Source organism: Pseudomonas fluorescens (genome assembly GCF_902498065.1).
GTDB classification, from domain to species: domain Bacteria; phylum Pseudomonadota; class Gammaproteobacteria; order Pseudomonadales; family Pseudomonadaceae; genus Aquipseudomonas; species Aquipseudomonas fluorescens_BJ.
Genome location: NZ_CABVIR010000011.1, coordinates 26,612 through 51,849 on the forward strand (window position 1 = coordinate 26,612; position 25,238 = coordinate 51,849).

17 protein-coding genes are annotated in these 25,238 nt (G+C 58.1%); 5 read left to right on the forward strand and 12 right to left on the reverse strand.

Going from position 1 to position 25,238, the window contains the following annotated elements:
- Nucleotides 1–9: 9 nt before the first annotated feature.
- From F8N43_RS27695 to F8N43_RS27715, 5 genes are all read right to left on the reverse strand, one after another.
- Nucleotides 10–3,309 carry a transporter substrate-binding domain-containing protein gene (locus F8N43_RS27695; RefSeq protein WP_150654636.1) on the reverse strand — a complete coding sequence of 1,100 codons (3,300 nt, stop codon included), beginning with the start codon at nucleotides 3,307–3,309 and terminating at the stop codon, nucleotides 10–12.
- Nucleotides 3,310–3,317: 8 nt separating this feature from the next.
- Nucleotides 3,318–3,944: a response regulator transcription factor gene (locus F8N43_RS27700; protein ID WP_150632247.1), complete on the reverse strand. Its 627-nt coding sequence runs from the start codon at nucleotides 3,942–3,944 to the stop codon at nucleotides 3,318–3,320.
- A 512-nt stretch (nucleotides 3,945–4,456) separates the two neighbouring features.
- Nucleotides 4,457–5,788, reverse strand: a complete 1,332-nt coding sequence (locus F8N43_RS27705) for a TolC family outer membrane protein (RefSeq protein ID WP_150635962.1) — start codon at nucleotides 5,786–5,788, stop codon at nucleotides 4,457–4,459.
- Between the two features lies 1 nt (nucleotide 5,789).
- Entirely contained in the window at nucleotides 5,790–7,109 is a 1,320-nt protein-coding gene (locus tag F8N43_RS27710) for an HlyD family type I secretion periplasmic adaptor subunit (RefSeq protein ID WP_150654637.1), read from the reverse strand.
- A gap of 18 nt (nucleotides 7,110–7,127) precedes the next feature.
- Complete coding sequence (locus F8N43_RS27715) at nucleotides 7,128–8,849, reverse strand: type I secretion system permease/ATPase (protein WP_150654638.1); 1,722 nt, start codon at nucleotides 8,847–8,849, stop codon at nucleotides 7,128–7,130.
- Between the two features lie 687 nt (nucleotides 8,850–9,536).
- Here F8N43_RS27715 and F8N43_RS29775 point away from each other — a divergent pair.
- Complete coding sequence (locus tag F8N43_RS29775; RefSeq protein WP_150654639.1) at nucleotides 9,537–15,677, forward strand: calcium-binding protein; 6,141 nt, start codon at nucleotides 9,537–9,539, stop codon at nucleotides 15,675–15,677.
- Between the two features lie 248 nt (nucleotides 15,678–15,925).
- On the opposite strand, the gene F8N43_RS27725 is transcribed toward F8N43_RS29775, so the two are convergent.
- The 5 genes from F8N43_RS27725 to F8N43_RS27745 form a co-directional block, all read right to left on the reverse strand.
- Complete coding sequence (locus F8N43_RS27725) at nucleotides 15,926–17,254, reverse strand: deoxyguanosinetriphosphate triphosphohydrolase (protein ID WP_150632223.1); 1,329 nt, start codon at nucleotides 17,252–17,254, stop codon at nucleotides 15,926–15,928.
- A gap of 169 nt (nucleotides 17,255–17,423) precedes the next feature.
- The gene (locus F8N43_RS27730; protein ID WP_150654640.1) at nucleotides 17,424–18,587 is read right to left on the reverse strand and encodes an EAL domain-containing protein; all 1,164 of its coding nucleotides are present in this window, start codon (nucleotides 18,585–18,587) and stop codon (nucleotides 17,424–17,426) included.
- Between the two features lie 124 nt (nucleotides 18,588–18,711).
- Nucleotides 18,712–19,053, reverse strand: coding sequence for a hypothetical protein (locus F8N43_RS27735; protein ID WP_150654641.1), 342 nt, complete (start codon nucleotides 19,051–19,053; stop codon nucleotides 18,712–18,714).
- A complete protein-coding gene (locus F8N43_RS27740; RefSeq protein ID WP_150632220.1) occupies nucleotides 19,050–19,439 on the reverse strand; it encodes a phage holin family protein in 390 nt (129 codons plus the stop codon). Before F8N43_RS27740 ends, F8N43_RS27735 begins: the two co-directional genes overlap by 4 nt.
- A gap of 2 nt (nucleotides 19,440–19,441) precedes the next feature.
- Nucleotides 19,442–19,756 (reverse strand): DUF883 family protein, encoded by a 315-nt coding sequence (locus F8N43_RS27745; RefSeq protein WP_008030332.1) that lies wholly within the window; start codon nucleotides 19,754–19,756, stop codon nucleotides 19,442–19,444.
- 306 nt (nucleotides 19,757–20,062) lie between these two features.
- On the opposite strand from F8N43_RS27745, the gene F8N43_RS27750 reads away from it, so the two are divergent.
- Entirely contained in the window at nucleotides 20,063–21,271 is a 1,209-nt protein-coding gene (locus tag F8N43_RS27750) for an ammonium transporter (protein WP_150632219.1), read from the forward strand.
- Between the two features lies 1 nt (nucleotide 21,272).
- On the opposite strand, the gene F8N43_RS27755 is transcribed toward F8N43_RS27750, so the two are convergent.
- Nucleotides 21,273–22,985, reverse strand: coding sequence for a cation:proton antiporter (locus F8N43_RS27755; RefSeq protein ID WP_150635838.1), 1,713 nt, complete (start codon nucleotides 22,983–22,985; stop codon nucleotides 21,273–21,275).
- Nucleotides 22,986–23,195: 210 nt separating this feature from the next.
- On the opposite strand from F8N43_RS27755, the gene F8N43_RS27760 reads away from it, so the two are divergent.
- From F8N43_RS27760 to F8N43_RS27770, 3 genes are all read left to right on the forward strand, one after another.
- Entirely contained in the window at nucleotides 23,196–23,432 is a 237-nt protein-coding gene (locus F8N43_RS27760; RefSeq protein WP_150632217.1) for a glutaredoxin family protein, read from the forward strand.
- Between the two features lie 165 nt (nucleotides 23,433–23,597).
- Nucleotides 23,598–23,918, forward strand: a complete 321-nt coding sequence (locus F8N43_RS27765) for a transcriptional regulator (protein WP_150632216.1) — start codon at nucleotides 23,598–23,600, stop codon at nucleotides 23,916–23,918.
- A gap of 71 nt (nucleotides 23,919–23,989) precedes the next feature.
- Nucleotides 23,990–24,880 (forward strand): pseudouridine synthase, encoded by an 891-nt coding sequence (locus F8N43_RS27770; protein WP_150654642.1) that lies wholly within the window; start codon nucleotides 23,990–23,992, stop codon nucleotides 24,878–24,880.
- A gap of 70 nt (nucleotides 24,881–24,950) precedes the next feature.
- Here the strand turns inward: F8N43_RS27770 and F8N43_RS27775 are convergent, their stop codons facing one another.
- Nucleotides 24,951–25,172 (reverse strand): YgdI/YgdR family lipoprotein, encoded by a 222-nt coding sequence (locus tag F8N43_RS27775; RefSeq protein ID WP_150632214.1) that lies wholly within the window; start codon nucleotides 25,170–25,172, stop codon nucleotides 24,951–24,953.
- Nucleotides 25,173–25,238: the final 66 nt, after the last annotated feature.

Genomic DNA, 25,238 nt, shown 5'->3' on the forward strand with positions numbered 1-25,238 from the left:
CAAGCATAGTTAAGGCTCCGTGACTCTGCTTTTGTCGTTTTGTCCAATTTGTTGCTGCAATGCCTGCTCCAGTTCGAGCATGGCGCGCTCCATGGCTTTGCTGCGTTCAGCCACGTCGTCGTGATGGAAGGCGCCATGGCAGACCTGCTCAAGCGCCTCGCAGCTGGCGATCAAGCGGGTGGCCTGGACAATGCGCGCGGCGCCTTTGACTTTGTGGGCTACATCGAGAAATGCCTGCGGGTCGTTCGAGCGGGACAACGCCCGCAGCGCTTGCAGGTCCTGGCGGTTACTGCTCAGCAGCTCGGTCAACAATCGCCTGTCCATCAGCGGATTGCCACCGGTCAACAGGTGCAACCCTTGCAGGCTGAAGGCTGGATCGCGAACGGGCGGTTTGATACCTGCGACCCATTCGCTCAACGCGGTCAGCGTCAGAGGCTTGAACAGGCAATCGTCCATCCCGGCTTGTTTGCAGCGCAATAATTCTTCGGGCTGTGCGTTGGCGGTGAAGCCGAGCACAGTGCAGCGCGGTGGTGCCGAGTGTTGTTCATGGCGGCGAATGGCGCGGGTCAGCTCGTATCCGTTCATGATCGGCATGTTGCAATCGACAATCACCAGATCGAACAATCCGGTTTTCCACACCTCCAGCCCTGTTTCTCCGTCTTCTGCAACGCTGAATCGATGCCCCAGAAACTCCAGTTGCTGACACATCAGCAAGCGATTGGCCGGGTGGTCGTCGACTACCAGAACGTTCAAGGGCGTCGTTGTGTGGATGGGCACTTCGGCGACTGTCGGCACCTGTTCTACGGGCAGGGTGGCCAGGTGCAGCGAAACCTGAACCTGTGTGCCTACCCCCGGTCGGCTGCTCAAATGCAGACTGCCGCCCATCATTTCGCACAGACTCCGGCTGATCACCAGACCCAGCCCGGCGCCGCCTCTGCCGGACTGCCCGTTGTCATTGGCCTGGGCGAAAGGTTCGAACAGCCGCTGCTGATCCTGTTCGCTGATGCCGATACCGCTGTCCTCCACCTGCAACCGCATCCGGATGTGCTCGGGCTCGGTGCTCGGGAGCAACTCAACGGTGATTCTGACTTCGCCATGCTCAGTGAATTTAATGGCGTTGCTGACCAGATTCGACAGCACCTGCTTGAAGCGCATCGGGTCCAGCAGGACACCGACTGATGGGTTGGCCGGGTTGAACGCCAGCCGTAGATTAAGGTTTTTCTGACGGGCCAGCCCATCGAAGATCCGTACCACCGAGCCCACGATTTCAAGCGGATTGACGCGTTCCGGGCTCAGGCTCAGGCGCCCGGACTCGATGCGGGCGATGTCGAGAATATCTCCGATCAGTATCAGCAGGTCCTTCGCCGAGTTGTACGCCACGTCAATGGCCGGGCGGTCCGGATGGTTGCGATCAATCCGCTTCAGCGTCAGTTCGAGCATGCCGATGACTGCATTCATCGGGGTGCGGATCTCATGGCTCATGGTCGCCAGGAACGTGCTTTTGGCCCGGTTCGCTTCATCGGCGCGATCTTTCGCACAGCGCAGCTCGTCGAACAGTTGCCGCCGTTCATGCAATTGATCGTTCAACGCACGTTCAGCCGCCTGACGTTGTTTGATCTGGCGACGCATGTAAGCGTTCCAGGCAGCGGAAATCAGCAGCAGTACGCCGGCACCGATAACGATCTGATAGAACAACCGTTGGTAGTTGCGCCAGGTACTGTGCGACGACGCCGAATAGCCCCGCCAGCGGCTGTTGATGATGCCAAGCTCTTCCGGGGCGATGCTCAGCAGCGCCTTGTTGAGGATGGCGTTGAGTTCTTTGGCGTCTTGCCCGGTTACCAGAGAGAACGCGGCCTGTCGGGTGCCGATGGTGGTACTGATCTGAAGTGTTTGCTCGAAGAGCCGCGATGACATGAAGTAGTTGGCGATTACCAGTGCGTTCACCGCACCTTCCGCTTTGCCTTCGGCGAGCAATTCTACCGCGCTGAAGGTGTCTGGCGTCTCAATCAGTTTGATCCGCGGGAACTCGCGGCGCAGGTAATCGACCAGTGGGTTGCCTTGGGCGATGGTCAGGCGCTTGCCTTGCAGTTGCTCAAGGTTGGTCGGGCTGTCGGCGGCTTTGCGCGTCAGCAGTACGAAGGAATTTTGCAGATAGGGACGGGTGAAGTTCAGCATCGTTTCACGTTCGGCGCTGGGGAGCAGGGCGGCGATTACGTCGGCCTGCTGGTCTTTGATCTGTTTGATCATCTCGTCGTCGCTTCGGCTGCGACGGATGTCGAAGCGCAGGCCGGTACGCAATCTGATCAGTTCGAGCAGGTCTGCGGTAACGCCGCGAAAGTTGCCATCGCTGTCGAAAAACGTCAGCGGTGCATAGGCTTCATTGACCACCACGCGCACCACAGGATGTTGCGCCAGCCAGCGTTCTTCGAGGTGGGTGAGCTGCAGTTTCTGGTCGGTGAGCAGAATGTCGCTGCCGGCACTCCAGCGTTCGGCGATGTTTTCCCGCTCGCTGGCCGGGATAGCCATGAGCATCGCGTTGATGATTGCGAGCAGTTCCGGGTTGTTTTTGTGCACGGCAAAACTGAAACCATGGGCTTCGTGTTTGCCGAAGTTGGCCATGCGGATATTGTTCAGGTAACCCTTGTTGATCATGTAATGGGTCGAGATGGTGTCGCCGAGGAAGACGTCGGCCTGGTCGAAAGCCACGGCATTGATTGCATTCTGGTAGGACGGATAGGACGTGATGATGGCTTTGGGATACAGGGCCCTGACTTCCTCCAGTGGCAAATAGTGATACACCATGCTCAGCCGCAGGCCGGCGAGGCCGTCGGTCAGGGATCGGGTGTCTCCTTCCCGTGTCACCAGAACCGGTTGGTCCACGGCGTAAGGGGTCGAAAGAACAATGTCGGTATTGTGAGCCTCGAAGCCATTGGCGGTGCCGAGCAGATCGACCTCGCCTTTCTCCAGTGCCTTGATCGCAGCCCCTCGGGACGCGAAGCGTTGAACCTTGATCGGCAAACCGATGGCCTTGCCGAGGAGGCCCGCGTAATCGGCGGTGAAACCTTCATAGTCCTGGCCGCTGACGGTCAGGTCGAAAGGGGGGTAGTCCGGCGCTGACGTGCCGAGAATCAGTTGCTGTTTACTCGATATCCATTGTTGTTGTGATTGATCCAGTTGGACGTCCAGATGTCCGGCCGTTGAGCGACTGAGCAGGTTGTAGTGCTCGCTGGCAGGCTGTGCGGCAGGCACTGAGGTGGTCAGGCATACAGCGGCCATGAGTAGCAGATAATCCTTTATGCGACTGGGCATCCTGTGTCTCACACTAATGCGTTACGTTTTGCCATCTCGATGAGTTCAACCAGGGATTTGGCTTTGAGTTTTTGCATGAGTCGTTTTTTGTAGGTGCTCACAGTTTTGTTGCTGAGAAACATCCCTTTGGCAATTTCCTTGTTGGTGCGGCCCTGGGCAAAAAGTTGCAATACCATCAGTTCTCGGTCGTTGACTGACTTGAAGAGTTCCAGTTCGGCGCAACGCACTTCATCGCCGCGAACAGGGTTCAAGGCCTGACTCGGGAAGTAGTTGTAACCGGACAGTACTGCTTTGATCGCGCTCACCAGTTCACTCAGGTCTTCCTGCTTGCATACATAACCTGAAGCACCGGATTGCATGCAGCGAATACCGAAAAGTGTCGGGCACTGTGCAGTCAATACCAGTGTTTTCAGCGGCGTACTCATTGCGTTGAAGCGGGCGAGAACTTCGAGGCCGTCCAGTTTCGGAATGCTGATATCGAGAATGACCAGGTCGGGCATGCATTCGCGAACCATCTGCATGGCATCGACCCCATTGTCGGTTTCGCCGACGACTTTGTAGCCTTCGTGCTCCAGCAGCATTCTGACGGCGAGGCGGATGACGGGGTGATCGTCGACAATAAAAACGGAGTTCATAATCAAATCCCATACGAGCTCAAATAAAGCGCGCACCTTAGCTCAGATAGTTGAGGGGACGCATGAACTGACCGACCTCAAGCAGCAATATAGGAATAATCCTACAAGCGAAGAGGAAAGGGGCTACGAATCAACTAGGTTTTATATGAGGATGGCTGGGAATGGTGTTTGGCCAGTCGGGCTGTTGTAAGTTTTTATTTGTTATTTTTAAGTTGTTAGGGGATGTACGGTTTTTTGCAGTTGTGCTGTTTTTGTAGTGAGGCTAGGGTCAATGATTTTCTGAATTCAGATTGTTTCAATTGTTCGATTGAATAACCAAGTATGGATAACCCTTGTGTGATTACAGCTTTTTAAAATCTATCGAATTCTGAACAGCTCAAACTGCTTGGTATTATGGCCCCCAACGTGGATTATTCTCCATTCAAGCAGTATCAAACAATTGTTCACTTCGCTTTTTTGAACCAAAAAGCCTGATGTCGCAGGGTTTCAGACATTATGCAGTGATGCGCACATTACAGTGGCGCGACCAGCCAATCGTTCGCCTGGCGAATATCATTGTCACTCAGTCGGCCACTCCAGCGGTGCAGCACCAGCAGGCTGGCAACAAATTTGTATTGTGATTGGTAGAGATCGCGTCGGGCGCTGAAGTCGTTCTTGATGCTGTCCAGTACATCGGTAGCTGTCTTGACACCGTATTGAAAGGCGGCCTCGGTGGCGATGCGTGATTTTTCGGCAGATTCCAGTGCACGGCGGGTTGCCTTGATTCGGCTGAGGCCGGCCGTGATGCCGATGTAAGCGCTTCGCGTTTCCTTGACCACCTGTCGACGCAGGGCTTCCAGGTCTTGCTGGGCGGCTTCCTTGTCGCCTTCGGAGGCCACCACCCTGGCGCTGGTGGAGCCACCGCTGTACAGCGGAACCTGCAGATCGAGGGAGGCTACGAAGTTATCGGAGCGGGGCGTCAGTGTGCCTTCATAGCCGATGTCACTGCGTTGCGCGGTCAGATTCAAACCCAAGCGCGGTAGATGCCCGGCCTTGGCCTCGCGGATGGCCGCTTCAGCGGCGTTGACGCTGTGTTCGCGGGCTTTCAGGGCCGGATTGCTCTCAAGTGCGGTCTGGACCCAGTACGCTTCAGCTTGCGCCGGCAAGCTGAAGGCCGGGTTGTCGCTGATGCGCTTGAGGGGTTCCTGAACGTCGCGACCGACCAGCTCCGATATGGCTTCGCGGCTGATTGCCACCCTGTTGGCGGCTTCGATTTCATCAGCTTCCAGGGTGTCCACCCGGGCCTGGATCTCCAGTGGATCAGTGACCGTCACCATCTGTCGTTTAAATAGACTATTCACCCGCTTCAGGTTGTGCCGGGTCGCTTCCAGCTCGCTACGCACCAGGGACAGTTCATCCTCCGCCGCGAGTACGGTGAAGTAACGATCCGACAGGTCGATACTGCTCAGCACTTGGGCGTCCGTCGATTCGAACTGGCTCTGTTGCGCCAGTTCGGAAAATTTCTGATAGCTGCGCCAGCTTTGCGGGTCGTAGATCATTTGATTGAGCGCCAGCGATGCGCGTTTGCCGTTGTACTCGGTCCGGCTCAGGTCATCATCACGGCGGCTGCGGTTGAAGCTGCCGTTGGCATTGAGTTGAGGCAGCATTCGGCCCAGGGCTTCGCGCTGGCGGCCTTCGCCGCTGCGGACCAGCGCCTGCGCCTTGAGAATGCGCGGGTCGGCGCCTCGTGCTTCCTGTTGCAGCTGCCAGAGATCGACATAGTTTGACTGGGCCTCGGCGGCCATCGAGCCAGCGCAAAGGAGCCCCAGCGGCAAGGACAGCCATAATGCAATGCAACGCCTCATATCAGTCCTCGATCAACGAACGGGCGAACGCATTGGTTGCCGGTTGCATCATGTACTCCAAGAGCGTGCGTGCACCGGTGTTGATCAGCACCTCGGCCGGCATGCCCGGTACCAAAGCCAGATTGCCCAAGGCCTTGCGGCCTTCATCGGTGACGGCCACACGAGCGAGGTAATAAGCCGTGCCGGTGTCCTTGTTGGTCAAGCGGTCAGCCGAAATCTGGATCAGCCGACCGCTGATCACGGGTGTGGTGCTGCTTTTAAAGGCGCTGAAGCGGATGTCCACCGGACGTCCCACTGAAATTCGGTCGATGTCGATCGGCGACACCTGGGCTTCGACGATCAATTCTTCGCTGGCCGGGACAATATCCAGCAATGGTGTTCCGGGGCTGATCACACCGCCGAGGGTGTGCACGGTCATGCCCATGACCATCCCCGATTCCGGGGCGAGAATCTCGGTGCGCTGGTCGCGGTCCTGCACGGAGGAGAGTCGTTCGCGAAGGTCATAGACTTTGGTTCGTGCCTCGCCCAGTTGCCCGGCCACCTCGGAAGCGAAGGTTTTTTTCAGTTGCAGGATCTTCAGCTTGGCCTCGCCTATCTGCACGGAAGCCCGGGCACTTTCCGACTGCTGCTCGGCCACTTCAGCTTGCAAGCGCGAGAGGCTGCGTTCCTGTTCACGCAGGCGCTGCTTGTCGACGTAGCCATCGGCCAGCAGCGCGCGCAGGTCGACGATTTCTTCCTCGTAGGAGTGCGCCAGTGTCTGTTTGCTGGCGACGATCGCCTTGAAGCCGCGGATCTGCTGCTCGATCTGCCCGATGGCCTGTTCCTGCAGACTTATTTCACCCAGCAGCGAGTTGCGGCGGGTCTGGAAAATCCGCAACTCACTGTCGTGTGCTTCACGCACCCGCGGATCGTCAGCGTTGAGACCCGGGACCGCTTTCGGCTCGGGCAACCCATCACGCTCGGCTACCAGGCGCGCTTCCAATTCGAGCGCGGCGACCAATTGGCTTCTCATCATTTCCATCTCGGAGCGGGCCTGGGTGTTGTCCAGCACCAGAAGGATATCGCCGGTTTTCACCTGGTCACCGTCATGCACACGCAATTCGCGAACGATACCGCCCTCCAGGTGTTGCACGGTCTTGCGGTAACTCTTGACCGTGACCACCCCGGGCGCCAACGCGGCGCTACCGAGGGGCGCCAGGGTCGCCCATCCACCGAACAGGCCAAACGTCAGTAGCAGAATAAGGTAGCCGACGCGGCGGGTCGGCCGGTCATCGACAGGCAGTTCGGATGCATCAGTAGATAAGGGCTTGGGGGTTTGCATGGTGTGGCGTTCTACACTTTATCGTTGCACGGAGGTGGGTTCCGCGCTTGCGGCGGCCTGTTGCGTATTTTGCAGCTTGGCCCAGACCTGTTTCAGCGGTCCGTACATGGCCAGTTCGCCATTGTTCAGCACCAGCAGCTTGTCGACATGGGCCAGGACACTGGGGCGGTGCGTAATCACGAACACCGTGGCACCACTTTGCTTGAGCTTGTGCAGGGACTGGGCAAGCATTTTTTCGCCGACGTCATCGAGGTTGGAGTTGGGCTCGTCAAGCACCACCAGCCGTGGCTCGCGGTACACGGCGCGGGCCAGCCCGATTCGCTGGCGTTGACCACCGGACAGGCCGCCACCATTGGCACCGATCACGGTGTCGTAACCATCGGGCAATTGCAGTACCAGTTCATGCACGCCGGCCATACGTGCTGCCGCCACGACGGCTTCGGCATCCAGTTCGGAAAAACGCGAAATGTTCTCGCTGATGGTGCCTTCGAACAGTTCTATGTCCTGGGGCAGGTAACCGATGTGCGGACCCAACTCGTCCCGCCGCCATTGTGTGATGTCCGCTCCGTCCAGCCGTACGCTGCCGGCCAGGGGCGGCCAGATACCCAGCAGGGCTCTGGCCAGGGTGGACTTGCCAGAGCCACTAGGGCCGATGATGCCCACCGATTCGCCCACTGCCACATCAAAGGTCAGGCCACGGATGATCGCTTTGCGGCTTTCGGGCGGCGCCACCGACAGGTTCTCCACGCTCACCCTCCCTTGTGGCGCCGGAAGTGACATGCGCTGAGGTTCGGCGGCGATTTTTTCCAGGAGTTCATGCAGGCGTCCGTATTGCGAGCGCGCGCCAATAAAACCCTTCCAGGCGCCGATCAACTGGTCGATGGGCGCGAGTGCCCGGCCCAGCAGGATCGAGCCGGCGATCATCAAGCCTGAGGAAATCTCGTGCTGGATAGCCAGATAGGCGCCGAGGCCCAGCACCAGTGACTGGACGATCTGGCGGAAAGTCTTGGAAATCGCCGAGATCGCGCCCGCTCGATCACTGGCCTGACTTTGCAAGGACAGCACCTTGTGGACTCGAGCGCTCCAGCGCTGGCGCAAATGCCCAAGCATGCCCATGGATTGGACGACTTCGGCGTTGCGCAGGCTTTTGTTGGTGAACGCGGTGGCGCCCATGTGTTCACGGTTGGCGGCATGCAGCGGACTGTTGGTGAGCTTGTCGTTGATGTACGCCAGCCCTACAAGCAGCAGGGCGCTGATCACGCCCATCCAGCCGTACCAGGGATGGAAAATGAACATCACCGCCAGGTAAATGGGAATCCATGGTGTATCGAAGAAGGCGAACAGGCCGTTGCCGGTAAGGAACTGACGCAGGCTGCTCAGATCGCTCAGCGGTTGTGCCGAGGCGTTCATGCCCCCGGTGTTGAGTGCCTGCTTGAAGCTGGCATCAAACAGGCGCTGGCCGAGCAGGGTTTCAAGGCGTGTGCTAATGCGCACCATGATCCGTGAACGCACCCATTCCAGGCCGCCGAGCGTGATCATCAGCAGCAGCATGATCAGGGTCAGCATCAGCAGAGTCGACAGGCTGCCGCTGCCCACCGCGCGGTCATAGACCTGAAGCATGTAGAAAGAGGGAACCAGCATCAGCAAATTGACGAAGAAGCTGAAGAAACCGACTGAAAGAAAGCTGCCTTTGCAAACGGCTAGGGCATTTTCCAGTTCGGTCCTGGGAGGGGCTGACATAGTCCATTACCTGAGGCCCGCGTAAGCGAGCCGTAAAAATTCGTTATCCGCGAAGGTGCAGACGGACCTTCGTGGCGGGAAAAATGTGTACCTTTTACAGCTTTCAGGGTCAGCTTTCAGGGTATGCGACCTAGCCGCTGTAAAGATCGAAACCAATATTGTGCGTTCACGCTTGAATCGGTGATGCAATCTTCCGCCTCGAAGATCAAAACATCACGATCTGCACTGCCAGTTGTATGACCACTCTTGATGGTCGCCATTTTTTGCTTTTTTAATGGAAGGCGCATAAACAATCGTGAGTTAAAACGGCATTTCAGTGCAGGGCCAAACATTGAAGAAACACTGAAAACAACCTTTTTTGGTGCTATACAGCGCTGTGTTTTATCGAGTCGTTTTTTGGGAGAACAATAATCCCGACAAGGAAAAACATTTTCCGCTGCGGGCAGACCAGCGCTCCGGCGCGGCGAGCATATCTGCTTGCCGAGAAAAAAAATACATGCTCAGTGAAAAGCATATAGCAATAGGAAATGGCTAATTGCCATTAGCTTGCCGCCTTGCTATAACGCTGTAATTTTAGCAGTCGCCATAAACTGTCAATTCGCGCTCCCGCGAACCTGGCAGTGGTCATCACACCCCCATACAACGCCACGGCTAAAACGCCGCATTTCGCTATGCAAGGAAAGGATTATGAGCACTCCGACCCAGGTCCCAGGAAATCAAACGGATTATAGTTTCAGTGACGACGGTGAAAACATCGTAGTAACGGACAACGAAGGAAGTGTTATCCATAGTGTCGGCGGCGACAGCGGTGAGCGGGTTCTGGAATTTACCGATGGCAGCACGCTGACGGCTACTCGTGAAATCGAAACGAAAACGGCGGGCAACGGTGCCGAAAGCCCGAATGTGACGGCGCTCAGCGACGGTGGTTATGTCATTACCTGGGCGTTGAGTAACGACAACTTTGAAGGCATCGTGGTCAAGCGTTACACGGCCGATGGCGAGATGTTGCAACGCACCAACATTCCAACGCCGGACGCGGATGATCCTTCCGTCACTGCGCTGGCCAATGGTCAGTTCATTCTGTCCTGGACTTCGGAAAACGAAGCCACTCACGTCTCGACCGTTTACACACAGTCGTTCGGCACCAATGGCGTCGCCAGTGGCAATGCCGTAAAAGTTGCGAGCGCCGCCTTCGAGCTGGAGGATGCACAAGTCACGGTACTGGCCAACAACAAGTACATCGTGACCTGGGGTGAGACCCATGAACATGTATCGGGTAACGATCTGCTCGACCTTTCCGATATCAAGGCCGTCGTTTACACCAATGGTAAGCCGGGCGCCGTGCAAACCCTGACCAAGGGCAACGAAGCCCTGGGCGAAGCCGACGATATCACGGTGCTGCCAACGGGCGATGGCGGGTACTGGCTGACCTATACCACCCAGCATTTTTCCGTGGATAACCAGACATTCGACTCCAAGTTCCAGATCAGCCGGATTGACGCCAACGGCAAGGTCGTCGCGGATTCGGCGAAGACCCTGGACAGCTTGGTCAGCAGCGACGGATACGACTCTTACTTCGATATCACTCCCGTCACCGACGGTTATGTACTCAGCCGTGTCGATCAAGGCTCGGGCGGTATGGATCAGGTGATCATCACCCAGCTCTACGACAAGAATTTCTCCCCTGTGGGAGACCCGGTTGAAGTCGGCAGCAACCTCTCGATCAACGGCGCGGCAATCACTTCGCTGCCGGACGGTGGTTATGTCCTGGCCTGGAACGAATTCGCCCAGGGTAGCGGCGGTGTTTTCATCCAGCGCTTCGCTGCCGACGGCACCAAGACCGATCTCTCGCCGGTGCGGGTGGCCACCGCCGATGCTGACGAACAACTGCGGGATGCCCCGGTGGTCACCGTGCGTACTTCGGGTACCGTCGTGGTCAGTTGGGAAAGCGCCAAAGCCGGAAGCGGCACTGAAGTCCACATACAAAAAGTCACTGCCGGTAACCTGCTGGTGGGCTCCAGCACCACGGTGATCAGCGGCGATGAAAACGACAATACCTTGAACTGGACGGGTACCGACGACGTCACCCTCAACGGTGGCGGGGGTGAAGATACCGCCGGTTTGTCTGGCCAGTCCGGTTACAGTTTTACTCAGGACAGCCAGGGCAATGTAGTGGTGCATGGCACGCAGGACACAACGCTGGTCGGCATTGAACAAGTAGTCTTGGGCGACGGCACGACCGTTGGCATCAACGATGGCAAGTTTGACAACGAAGCCGGCAGTGTGGTCTCCATGGAACCCGCTTCCACGCTGCTGAGCGATGGCAACTATGTGGTGGTCTGGGAGGAAGCCGGGCAGCTTCATCTGCAGAAGTTCGATCAGAACCATGCAGTGCTCAGCGACCATCTGCTGGAAGGCATCAACGGCCGTAATCCGGTGATTGCCGCAGACAACGTTGGCGGTTTCGTGGTCGGCTGGACCACTGACGGCAACAAGCTCGAGGTCCAGGCGTTCAACGCTGAAGGTGTCGCCACCGGTTCCCTGATCAGCCTGTCGCCGGAAGACAGCGACGAACCCAATGTTCACTTCGAGGACATCGCGGTTACCGTTCTGGCCAATGGCAACTATGTGGTGACTTGGGCAGAGGAGATGAATGGCTCCAGCGGCTCAAGCAATTCGCTGTTCTACGCTTCCGAACTGTTCATGCAGATGTTCAACCGCGACGACCATACGCCGATCGGCGGAATGGTCAAGGTCGATACCAAAGTCAAGGACGCCTCGATCTTCGCCGGAGAGCCGAGCATCACCAATCTGAAAGATGGCGGCTTCGTCATCGTCTGGGAGCGCGAAACCAAAGCCGCGGGTGACGTCGATATCTACATGCAGCGCTTCAACGCCAACGGTCAAAAAGTCGGCGATGGCAGTGCAGCACCCGTCAATACCAGCAAGGCCGGCGATCAGTATGGGGTGGAAGTTGCCACGCTCGAAGACGGCAGTCTGGTGTTGACCTGGGTCAGCGTCACGATGAAAAACGGCGAGCCGGTCACCGGTAACGTCTACATGCAGCGGTACAACGACAAAGGGGTAAAACTGGGCGGCGAAACGCTGGTCAATACGCCCACTTCGGAAATTCAGGGCGAGCCGGCGATCACGGCACTGAAAGGTGGCGGCTATGTCATCAGTTGGGCCACTTCCGATGAAGCCGCGCACTCGGCAGACGCCAACCTGTACGCGCAGGTCTACGACAAAAACGGCGTCAAAGTCGGCAATCAGTTGCTGCTCACCAGCAATGAGAACGACATGTTCCCGGTGGTCAATGCCACCCAGGACGGCGGCTTCGTGATCACGTGGGAAGTGTTGTCGTCGGATAACCAGATCGGCGATATCCATAGCCAGCGCTTTGATGCGAACGGCAACTCCACAACGCTCACTGGCGATGCCAATGACAACACCTTGATCTGGAGCGGTTCGGGGTCGGCCATCCTCAAAGGTGAAGATGGCAATGACACGCTGACCGGCGGTGCCGGTAACGACAGCCTCGACGGTGGAAACGGCAACGACATCCTGAATGGTGGTGCCGGGGCAGATGCCTTGAAGGGTGGTGCGGGTGACGACACCTACGTGGTCGATAACCTCAAGGACTTGATCATTGAGGGAGCCAGCGAAGGTGTCGATTCGGTGCAGTCCTCGATTACCTGGACCCTGGGCGACAACCTGGAAAACCTGACCCTGACCGGCACCGCCGCGATCAATGGCAACGGTAACGGGCTGTACAACGTCATCACTGGCAACAGCGGCAAAAACATCCTCAGTGGCGGCGCCGGCAATGACACCCTCGACGGTGGCGCGGGTGTGGATTCGCTGATTGGTGGCACTGGCAACGACACCTACGTCGTTGACCTGGTCACCAGCGGTGTCGGTGCCAAAGCCATCGCCGTACTGCAAGACACCATCACCGAGAAGGCCGGTGAAGGTGATCACGACATCCTGAAATTGCGCGGCGATTCGCTGATCAACTTCAGCGGTACCGCTGCCGTGACCCTGGGTCTCAACCTCGAAGACCTCGATGCTTCCGCGACCGGCTCGCTGGCAATCAACCTGACCGGTAACACCACCAACAACACCATCACCGGCAACGACGGCAACAACGTCCTCAGTGGTGGTGCCGGCATCGATACCCTGATCGGCGGAAAAGGCAACGACACCTACGTCCTCGACAGGGCGGAAGAGCTGGCGTTTGTATCGGAAGCAGCGGATGAAGGTAACGACACCCTGCAAATCGCTTACAATGTGCCCAGGACTGAAGTCCAGAGCATCAATCTGAGCAGCGGCAACCTGCAGAACTTCGAAAACATCACCGTCACCGGTACCGGGCTGTTCAATCTGATCGGCAACGACTTGGGCAACAAACTGACCGGCAACGCGGCGCGCAACGAAATCACCGGCGGTGCCGGCAATGACCTGCTCGACGGCAAAAACGGCGGCGACCTGTTGATCGGTGGCAGCGGCGATGACACCTACGTGATTTACAGCAACAAGGACGTGGTGGTCGAAGCTGCCGATGGTGGCAACGACACCGTGCGTGTTGCCTCTTACACCGGCAACAGCTACACCTTGGGCGACAACATCGAAAACGCCATCATCGACTCCCTGGCGGCGATCAACCTCGTCGGCAACGAGCTGGATAACACCCTGACCGGTAACGCCGCCAACAACGTCCTGAACGGCGGTGCTGGTGTGGACACTCTGATCGGTGGCAAGGGCAACGACACCTACGTCGTCGACAATGAAGACGACAGCGTCGTCGAACTGCTCAACGAAGGCGTCGATACCGTCAGCGCGTCGGTCAACTACATCCTGGCAGCCAACGTCGAGAACCTGATCCTGACCGGATCGGCTATCAAAGGCACCGGCAACGGGCTGAAAAACATCATCACCGGCAACGACGAGGCCAACCTGATCGATGGCGGCGCGGGTGCGGACACCCTGATCGGTGGCAAAGGCAACGATACCTACGTCGTTGACCTGGTCAGCAGCGGTGTCGGTTCCAAAGCCATCGCCGTACTGGAAGACACCATCACCGAGAAGGCCGGTGAAGGTGATCACGACATCCTGAAATTGCGCGGCGATTCGCTGATCAACTTCAGCGGTACCGCTGCCGTGACCCTGGGTCTCAACCTCGAAGACCTCGATGCTTCCGCGACCGGCTCGCTGGCAATCAACCTGACCGGTAACACCACCAACAACACCATCACCGGCAACGACGGCAACAACGTCCTCAGTGGTGGTGCCGGCATCGATACCCTGATCGGCGGAAAAGGCAACGACACCTACGTCCTCGACAGGGCGGAAGAGCTGGCGTTTGTATCGGAAGCAGCGGATGAAGGTAACGACACCCTGCAAATCGCTTACAATGTGCCCAGGACTGAAGTCCAGAGCATCAATCTGAGCAGCGGCAACCTGCAGAACTTCGAAAACATCACCGTCACCGGTACCGGGCTGTTCAATCTGATCGGCAACGACTTGGGCAACAAACTGACCGGCAACGCGGCGCGCAACGAAATCACCGGCGGTGCCGGCAATGACCTGCTCGACGGCAAAAACGGCGGCGACCTGTTGATCGGTGGCAGCGGCGATGACACCTACGTGATTTACAGCAACAAGGACGTGGTGGTCGAAGCTGCCGATGGTGGCAACGACACCGTGCGTGTTGCCTCTTACACCGGCAACAGCTACACCTTGGGCGACAACATCGAAAACGCCATCATCGACTCCCTGGCGGCGATCAACCTCGTCGGCAACGAGCTGGATAACACCCTGACCGGTAACGCCGCCAACAACGTCCTGAACGGCGGTGCTGGTGTGGACACTCTGATCGGTGGCAAGGGCAACGACACCTACGTCGTCGACAATGAAGACGACAGCGTCGTCGAACTGCTCAACGAAGGCGTCGATACCGTCAGCGCGTCGGTCAACTACATCCTGGCAGCCAACGTCGAGAACCTGATCCTGACCGGGTCGGCTATCGAAGGCACCGGCAACGGGCTGAAAAACATCATCACCGGCAACGACGAGGCCAACCTGATCGATGGCGGCGCGGGTGCGGACACCTTGATCGGCGGCAAAGGCAACGACACCTACGTCGTTGACCTGGTCACCAGCGGTGTCGGTGCCAAGGCTACTGTGGTACTGGAAGACACCATCATCGAGAAAGCCGGTGAAGGCGATCTGGACCGCGTGATACTGCGTATGGACAGTGAAGAGATCGCAGCCTTCCAAGGCACCGCTTCCGTCACCCTGGGCGCCAATCTGGAATGGCTCGATGCGCGGGAAACCGGGACGCTGAACCTCACTCTGAACGGTAACGCTGCCAACAACCTAATCTTTGGCAATGCCGGCAACAACACCCTCAACGGAGGTGCGGGAGACGACAATCTCTATGCCGGCGTGGGTGGCATCAATATTCTGAACGGCGGGACCGGCACCGACCATTTGATGGGCAACACCGGCGTCGACATCTTCAAGTTCAATGCCCTCAACGAAATGGGTTTGGGTACCACGCAAGATGAAATCTACGAGTTCACCACAGATGCCGTTAAGCCGGGGGGCGGCGACAAGCTCGACTTCTCGGCACTCAAGGGCTACAAGTTTGTGGGCGAAGCGGACGATTTCACCGGTGCGGCCAAAGAACTTCGTTACGAAACCGGCTCGGACGAGCAAGGCAGCTATGTGGTGCTTTACGGCAATAGCAACACCGACCACACGGCTGATTTCTCGATCAAGCTGATGGGCGTCACTGCGTTGACCGCGGCGGACCTGTTGCTCTAAGCCAGGGCTGTCAAGAATGACGGCGGCGCCGATGCGCTGCCGGCCATTCGATAATTGGAAACCCTCCAACCCGGTAATCTGGAGATTGAAATCGCCAAACGAATTAAATAAGTGTCTAGTCCTGAAATAGGTTTACCCCTGTTTCACCCTAACGCCCGATGCATCGCATCGGGCGTTTTTCATTCAAAAACAGGTGGGACGCTGATCAACCATTTCACGCCGCGGAATGGCTGATCAAGCTGCTCTCATCAGTGGCTCGAACGACCGGTCATCTCCAGGGCCATTTCGCTGGCATAGCTGTCGGTCATGCCGGCGATGAAGTCAATCATGCGCAAGAATGACGTGTGCAACGGCCCTTGAGGGTCAGGCGCGTTGTTACCCAGCAAATCGAGGATGCGACGGCTCTTGAATGAAGGCGTGCGCCCGTTGTGCTGTTCCAGCGCTGCGCCGCAGAAGGCGTTGAGCAGGATTTCCAGCGTGGTATAGGCACCGATTTCGTGCAGCGTCTTGCGCTTGTCCTGAAAGATTTTCTTGCGCGCCATGTCCTTGGCATTCAGTACGCAGCGCTTGGCCGGTCCGTGCATGTGCTCCACCAGATCACCGGGCAGTGTGCCAGCCAGCAACGCATCCTGTTGCTCGACAAAAGCACGGGCGGCGGCATTGGTCAGGTGCTCGATGGCTTTGCCGCGCAGGATCGCCAGTTTGCGTCGCCGCGAATCCTGCGGGCCGAGCTGGCGATAGGTTTCCGGCAGGTCGTCGCCGACCAGGTCCAGTAACAGGGATTCGACTTCCGCGTACTCCAGCAACTCCATTTCCAGACCGTCTTCCAGATCGATCAGCGCGTAGCAGATGTCATCGGCGGCCTCCATCAGATAGACCAGCGGATGGCGGGCCCAGCGCTGCTCCTCGAGTTGGGGCAGGCCAAGTTTATGAGCGATCTGCTCCAGCAATGGCAGTTCACTCTGATAGCAACCGAACTTGTGCTTCTTGTAACCCAGCGAATCGGCGTGCATGGCCGTCCATGGGTATTTCAGGTAAGTACCCAGCGTGGCGTAGGTCAGCCGGGTACCGCCATCGAACTGATGGTATTCAAGCTGGGTGAGCACTCGGAAGCCTTGGGCATTGCCTTCGAAATTGAGGAAGTCATTGCGTTCCGCTTCGCTCATTGCATCCAGCCAGCCACGGCCTGCCGCCTGTTGAAACCAGTGACGGATCGCGTCTTCGCCGGAGTGACCGAAGGGCGGGTTGCCGATGTCGTGGGCCAGGCAAGCCGATTGCACCACCATGCCCAGGTCACTGGGTTCGCACCAGTCGGGCAGGGCATTGCGGATGGTTTCGCCAACGCGCATGCCCAGCGAGCGGCCAACGCAACTGACTTCCAGCGAGTGGGTCAGGCGCGTGTGAATGTGGTCGTTGCTGGTGACCGGATGGACTTGGGTCTTGCGGCCGAGACGGCGAAACGCTCCCGAGAAAATGATGCGGTCGTGGTCTTTGTGGAAAGGGCTGCGGCCGAGTTCTTCCGGGCTGTGCAGAGGCTTTCCGAGGCGTTCGCGGGTGAGCAGGGTTTGCCAATCCAAGGCTGTATCTCTCCGTCAGGTGACTGATGCCTTAAGCTTCCCGGTTCGCGCCATGGGCTGCAAGGGAAAAACATACGCACGACTTCAGGAGCACGGGTTGCCGGCGATGACGGCGTGTCAGGCACTGCAATATCGAGTGAACTGCCATCATCGCGAGCAAGCTCGATTCCTACAGCCCCGCGGCGTCGATATCGATGAGCAGCAGTCGCTCGCCGTCGGCGAAAAACTGCCCGGCGGTGAGGCAGTACTGGTTGCTGGTGGCGTCGCGGTAAGTGTTGGAAAGTGTCAGTCGGCGCTCATCCCAACCCTCTGCCAGCAGATGATAAAAGTACGGGCGCCATGACCAGTTGTGGCCCAGGTAACGACCGTCGGCTTTCCAGGCGTTGTTGCGCCACTCGAGGTTGGGTGTCAGTTGCGTGCCGTGGCGGTCGCATTGATAGAAGCGCAATAGCCAGGGAAAGGCATCCAGTTGTGGCAAGGCGCTTAGCGGCGCGCAAGCCTGGGCCCAGGCTTGCAGAATCGCCATCAGCTCGCACAGTTGCTGGCGCATGATCATCAGGCGACCGCGTTCAGCCAGTTTCTGCTGTACATAGCGCTGACGCAGCCGGGCGAAGCGCTCGACAAAGGCGTCTGTGGCGAAGAAGTCTGCTTGCGCGCGGGCAAACAGAAAACCCTGCACATAGCGCGATCCGCACTCAAGGGCAAAATTCAGTTGAGTGTCGGTTTCCACCCCTTCGGCAATGATCCAGCACCCGGTTTTTTCCGCCATTTGCGCCAGGGCCTTGACCACGTCGCTGCTGGGGCCGCCCAACGCTGCAGCCTGGAACAGCCGCATGTCGAGCTTGAGAATGTCCGGTTGCAGGGCCAGCACACGATCGAGCTGCGAATAACCGGCACCGAAATCATCGATGGCAATTCGCGCGCCGGCGAGCCGGTATCTCGCTACCACGTCGGCCAGACGCTGGATGTCGCCGCCCAGTTCGGTGATTTCGAAAACGATTCGCTGCGGGTCGACGCCATGCCGGCTCAGTTGCTTGAGGCTCGGCAATGCCTGGTCCGGGCGCAAGCGGCTGATCCAGCGTGGTGACATGTTCAGGCTGAGAAACCACTCTGAGGGCGCTTCATGCAAACGGCTCAGGGCGTTATCGCGGATCTGGCGATCCAGACGACGCAGGGCGATGGCGGGAGTCCTCGGGTCGGCGAACAGTGGGCCTACCGAGGCCAATTGACCATCGGCCTGACGCAGTCGGCCCAGTGCTTCGACGCCGGCGATACGGCCGGTGGCGGTATCGATGAACGGTTGAAAGCAGGCGAGCGGTTGCCCGTCGATCACGAGGCCTCCTTAGTAAGGTCTTGTTCTGGATGAAACCTGATGGCCCGGTAGACGCGCAGGTTTGAACCCCTCGATAAAGAGGTTCATCCCGGCGATGTTGCAAGAATGCAGCCAGATAGTGGCTTCAGTGTTTGCGCGAGCTGCCTTGCAGAACCAGCTTGATCAGCGGCCCCAGCGTGGTGCCTAGACGAACCAGGCGAGTCAGGCTGCTTGCGCCACCGCTCTTGGCGCCCTTGCCAGTCAAAAAGCCCAGCAGAGTCACGGCCGCCACGCCCCAGAGCGGGGCATGCTTGATGCCGAAGCCGTCTTGCAGGTTTTGCGTCATCCCGCGCATACGTTGCAAGGGTTGTAGCAGTTGCGCGGATTCGTGACGGATTTCCTGGCGATGCATTTCCATGCGCAGGCGGATCAGCGCCTTGCGCATTTCCGTGCGCGAGCTGTTGTGAGGCAGTTCAGGCAGGCTCATGGCAGCAGGCGCTCCCGATCATTGGCCAGTTCTTCCAGGGTGCCATGGAAGGGCGAGGACTCATCGAAAATCGCTGCTCTCAAACGCATCGCGCAGAAGATGGCCGCGAGGGTGTAGAACACGCAGAGCCCGATGATGGCGGGCAGACGATAGGTGTCCCAAAACAGGATCAACACCAGCGTCGACAATCCCACCAGCAACAGCAAGGCAAACACCAGCGCCAGGCCTGCGAACAGCAGCAGGCTGACGGTGCGGGCTTTTTGCTCCTGCAATTCGATGCCGAACAGTTCGACATGGCTGTGCAGCAGGCCGAGGAAAGCGGCACCCAGGCGCCGCGGTGAGGAGTTTGGGCCCGTCGCGGACGAGCCGGATTCGCCGATCGCCATAATCAGCGCCGGGTTGCCAGCAGACCAATCAGGAAACCCACGCCGGCCGCGATCCCGACCGATTGCCATGGGTTGGCCTGAACGTAGTCTTCAGTGGCGGTGACTGCGGCCTTGCCACGTTCGCGCAAAGAGTCTTCAGTCAGTTTCAAGGTTTCGCGTGCACGCAGCAGACTGTCGTGGATCTGCTCGCGCAACTCATCCGCCTGATCGCCGGCCAATGTGGCGGTGTGTTCCAGCAACCGCTCGGTGTCGCTGACCAAAGTCTGAAAGTCGTTCATCAGGATTTCTTGAGCAGTCTTTGCCTTGATGCTGGCCATTGGTGATCTCCGTAAGTGGCTTCTGTTGCGTTCGAGTATGAGCCTTGCGCGAAGGTTCAGTACAAATGACTGGTACAACTTTTGCTATGTCGTGGTGCGTTAGCCCGCGTGTTTGCGCTGTTGCTGGGCAAGAATCGGGCAAAACCTTATCTCAAATTATGAAAACCCGCGCAAAGGTTCCAACCTTGTGCGCCAAAGTGGCTCAACGGGATCAATGGACTGATTCGTCGAAGTTGCAACTTGGTGCATGAATTGTCAGCGCGAACCGATTTGGTGCTTTTTTTAGCCTTCAGGTCTGCCAACCTCATGGAAAATCTGCAAAGCGCTGTGGCCAGTCTGGTCCACAGCTCCAATACGTTGTTCATTCTGATCGGTGCCGTGATGGTCCTGGCCATGCACGCCGGTTTTGCCTTCCTCGAAGTCGGCACGGTTCGACAAAAGAACCAGGTCAACGCTTTGTCGAAGATCCTCAGCGATTTCGCCATTTCGACCCTCGCCTACTTCTTTATAGGCTACTGGATTTCCTACGGTGTCACCTTCATGCAACCGGCGGCGGTGATCAATGCCGATCATGGTTATAGCCTGGTTAAGTTTTTCTTTCTGCTGACGTTCGCCGCAGCGATACCGGCAATCATTTCCGGCGGCATCGCCGAGCGCGCCCGGTTCGTTCCGCAGTTGTGTGCGACGGCGTTGATCGTGGCATTCATCTATCCCTTTTTCGAGGGCATGATCTGGAACGGCAACTTTGGCTTGCAGGCCTGGTTGCTGGCGCACTTTGGCGCCAGTTTCCATGATTTCGCCGGGTCGGTGGTGGTCCACGCCATGGGTGGCTGGCTGGCGCTGGCTGCGGTGTTGTTGCTCGGCCCCAGGCAAGGTCGCTATCGCGATGGACGCTTGGTGGCGTTCGCCCCTTCGAGTATTCCCTTCCTGGCCCTGGGGTCGTGGATTCTCATTGTGGGCTGGTTCGGTTTTAACGTGATGAGCGCGCAAACCTTGCAGGGCGTCAGCGGGTTGGTCGCGGTCAACTCGCTGATGGCGATGGTTGGCGGCACTGTGGCGGCGCTGATCGTCGGGCGCAATGACCCGGGCTTTCTGCATAACGGTCCACTGGCCGGGTTGGTGGCGATTTGCGCCGGTTCCGATCTGATGCACCCGGTAGGCGCGCTGGTGACCGGTGCCATCGCCGGGGCGCTGTTTGTCTGGTGCTTTACCGCCGCCCAGGGCAAATGGCACATCGACGACGTATTGGGTGTGTGGCCATTGCATGGTCTGTGCGGTGTCTGGGGCGGAATCGCCTGCGGCATTTTTGGTCAGAGTGCATTGGGTGGTCTGGGTGGGGTGAGCCTGATCAGTCAGTTGATCGGAACCGCCCTGGGAGTGGTCGTGGCGCTGGCCGGTGGCTTCACAGTGTATGGCGTGATCAAGGCGTTCCATGGTCTGCGCCTGAGTCAGGAAGAAGAGTATTACGGCGCGGACTTGTCGGTGCACAAGATCGGCGCCGTGAGTCAGGACTGAGTCAGGTTTCTTCATCGTCGGTGCCGGGATAAAGACCGTGCAGCAGACGATAGCGGTCATGCCGTATCTGGTTGGCCCGCTCTTGGACCTGATGCGCGGGTAAACCCAGCATGATCAACGCGTGGGAGGCGAGCATCAGGCTCGACTCGAGTAATTCGGGCACGACTTCGCTGGCGCCGGCTGCTTTCAACTCGGCCAGTTGGCTGTCGTCCCGAGTGCGTACCAGGATTGGAACGGTCGAGTTTAATCGGCGCGCCTCCTTGAGAATCAGTAACGCGATATCGGCCTGGTCCACGGCAATCACCAGCAGCCTGGCGCGCACCAGCCCGACCGCCAGCAGCAGTTCACCGCGCCGTGAGTCGCCATAGTGCACACAGGTCTCACCCGCGGCGGCTTCCTGGACACGCACCGGATCGGTGTCCAGCGCGATATAGGGCTGCAGCGCATTGCGTAGTGCTCTCCCGATCGACTGACCGACGCGACCGTAGCCGCAGATCACAACATGGCTGTGCAAACCGGCGTTCAGCGTGCTTATTTCCTCGAGTTTGGCTTCTTCGTTGGGTTTGCGGTGCAGACGTGTCGCGATGTTGGGCGCCGCGCGCAGCAACAGCGGCGTTAGCAGCATCGAGCAGAAGGTCGCGGCCAGCAGCAGCCCCCCGAGATCGGAGGGCATCATTTTGTTCTGTTGCATAAGGGCCATCAACGCGAAGCAGAACTCGCCGCCCTGGGCCAAAGCCAGGCCACTGCGCCAGGCGGTCTCGCGATCGCTGCCGCGCCATTTGACCAGCAGCGCGACCACGCAGCCTTTGATCAGCAGCAAACCGAGGGTCAGACCGAGGATCAGCAGGCCGTGGCTGGCAAACAACTGCAAGTCGATCAACATGCCGATGCTGACGAAAAACACCCCGAGCAGAATGTCGCGGAACGGACGGATATCGGCTTCTATTTGATGGCGGTAATGGCTCTCCCCCAGCAGCATGCCGGCGAGAAACGCCCCCAGGGCAGGGGAGAGGCCGAGCAGGTGCGTCAGCCAGGCGGTCAGCAACACAATGACCAGCGCCAACAGTACAAATAGTTCGGCGGAGCGAGCCTCCGCCACTTCATGGAACAGCCGAGGCAGCAACCAGCGACTGGCCAGCAACAGCCCGACGAACAGCACAATGGTCTTGCCCAGCGTCAGAGGCAGCGCCCAATACCAAGGCTGATCGCTATTGCCGGCGAACACCGGCACCAGGGTCAGCAGCAATACCGCCACGACGTCCTGGAATAGCAACACCGCAATGGCATTCTGGCCATGGCTGCTGAAAATTTCGCCGAGACTGCCCAACTCCTTGCTGACAATGGCGGTGGAAGACAGCGACAGACCGGCACCGAGCAGCAGCGCAGGGGTTGCCGACATGCCGAGCAACATCAGCACCCCCCCAAGCAGTATCGCGGTGACCAGTACTTGCAGGCCGCCCAGCCGGAACACCACGTGGCGCAACGCGAGCATTTTTGTCAGGGAGAACTCCAGGCCGAGGGAGAACAGCAGGAACACCACGCCCAGTTCGGCGAGGTCAGGCAACTCCTCGCTTTCATTGACCCAGTTGAATGCGGTCGGTCCGATCATCAACCCTACGCACAGGTAACCCAGCACCGGTGGCAGGCGCAGGCGCTGGAACAGTGCAATTACCACCAGAGAGGAGGCGAGGATGATCAACAGGTTGGCGAACACAAAGAAACTCCGGTCAGGGTGCGAATGACTCAAGCGTAGAGGCAAAAAAGCCGCGAGCATCGCGCAAATGACATTGCGCTTGAATGATTTGAGTCAGGGAGTTGCCGAAAACTTTTGAGATGCGCCGTTGCCTGGGCGTCTGATTCATTGGCTCGACTGCTCCTGATAGCGGGCCTAGAATAAACGCTTACTATATCGGGGCTTGAGCTCATGCTTCCTGAATGTCAGCTTTTCGGCACCCTTGGGTGCCATCTATGCGAAGTGGCCGAAGCCATGCTGATGGAGTTTGTCGAGCGCGGTCTGCTGGTCGAACTGGTGGATATCGCTGACGATGAAGCATGGTTCGAAGCCTACAGCCTGCGTATTCCGGTGTTACGGCGAGTCGATACCGGCGCTGATCTGGGCTGGCCATTCAGTGCCGACCAGGTTGTGGCGTTCCTGCGCTGACCTTGACAGGTTTCGCGATTCCCGCCCGTCGCTGTTGCCGTTTCGGTCGTTGGCCAAATTAAGGTTATTCGGTTACTGTATGTGCATACAGTTATGCCGATCACCTGTCGTGTTCTCTTGATTGCGGATTCAGGCAGGTGATCCCGGAAGTCAGAGGGATGAATCTTGGTCAATGTCGAACAATTGAAGAACAGCGTGAACCGGATGTCGGTGGATGTAGTGCGTGAGGCCGTCCTCGAATTGCGTCTGGATGGCTTGGTTACGGAAGGAAAAACCCCGTTCAACAAGCTGCATTTCAATACCTGTTTCGCCGAAATCGAAGCGCTGTTCCAACGAGCGGGTTATCACCGGCAGCTGGACGTCGTGGGCTATCAGGGCTTGTTGTACGCGATTTATGATCCGGGTCGCTGGGAGGCGGTAGATGTGTTGCGCTGGCTCAAGGAGTTCACCGAAGCGGCGGCGCGCACGCAGTCGATCCCGGCCTGAGGATTCTCTGCTAGGTTCGGTCCGGCCACTGTTGGATAATACCGCCCTGCATTGAGGGTCAGAACTTCCGTATGTCCACTTCATCTTTTTCTGCTGCGCACAGCCAGGCCAGTACGCTCTACTTGCCGCCTGGCCCGTGGCAGACCGTACTCGATTGCCTGTGCGAACACTTCAGCGCCATCGGTCGCGAGCAATGGCTGGATCGAATCGCCCGGGGTCGTGTCCTCGATGGGCACGGTGCGCCAATCTCCCTTGATCTTCCTTACAAGGAAGGCCTGCGGATTCACTATTTTCGGGAAGTGCCGGACGAAAAGCCGATCCCTGTGATCGAGTCGATTCTGTATGCGGACGAACATCTGGTGGTGGCAGACAAACCGCATTTCCTGCCTGTAACCCCGGCCGGTGAATATGTCGAGCAGACGCTGTTGCGGCGGTTGATCCGTCGGCTGGATAACCCGCACCTTGTGCCGTTGCATCGCATTGACCGGCATACGGCGGGGCTTGTGCTGTTTTCAGCCAACCCTCAGAGCCGTTCTGCGTATCAGTCGTTGTTTCCAACGCGGCAGATCGAAAAACGCTACGAGGCCATTGCCAGGGCATTACCGGAACTGGCCTTTCCCTTGGTCCATAAGAGTCGGCTCATAGATGGCGAGCCTTTCTTCCGCATGCAGGAAGGGCCGGGCGCCAGCAACACCGAGACAGCTGTCGAGGTCAGGGAGAAGAACGGTGATCTCTGGCGTTATGCGCTTTACCCGGTGACAGGCAAAAAGCATCAGTTGCGGGTGCACATGACGGCTTTGGGTGCCAGCATCTGCAATGACCCGTTCTATCCGCAAGTGCTCAAGGATGTCGACGACGATTATGCCAATCCCTTGAAGTTGCTGGCACAAGGACTGCGGTTTGTGGACCCGGTCACGGGGGAGGAAAGAGACTTCGAAAGTGCTATCACCCTGCAATGGTGATGGTCATTCTTCAGCCACGAAAAAGCCCGCATAAAGCGGGCTTTTCTGTATCCGGTGGGTGCCGCAAAGATTACAGCTCTTTGACGGTACGAACTTGATCCTTGTTGACGCGGGTTTGTTTGCCGTCCAACTGTTCAAACTCGTAGAAACCCGATTCATCATCGTATTTTGGCGCGTCGACAGCCTGGATTTCGCGCCCGTCATTCAAGGTGATCACTGCAGGCGATGCGCAACCGGCAAGGGTAGCGATGCCGAGTGCGAGCATGAAAGCGGCGAGGGTCCGTTGAGTCATGAGTGTGTCTCCGAATATGAATTCTTTTAGTAACTGAGCTTGAGACGTTTGCGACACGCGCAAGTT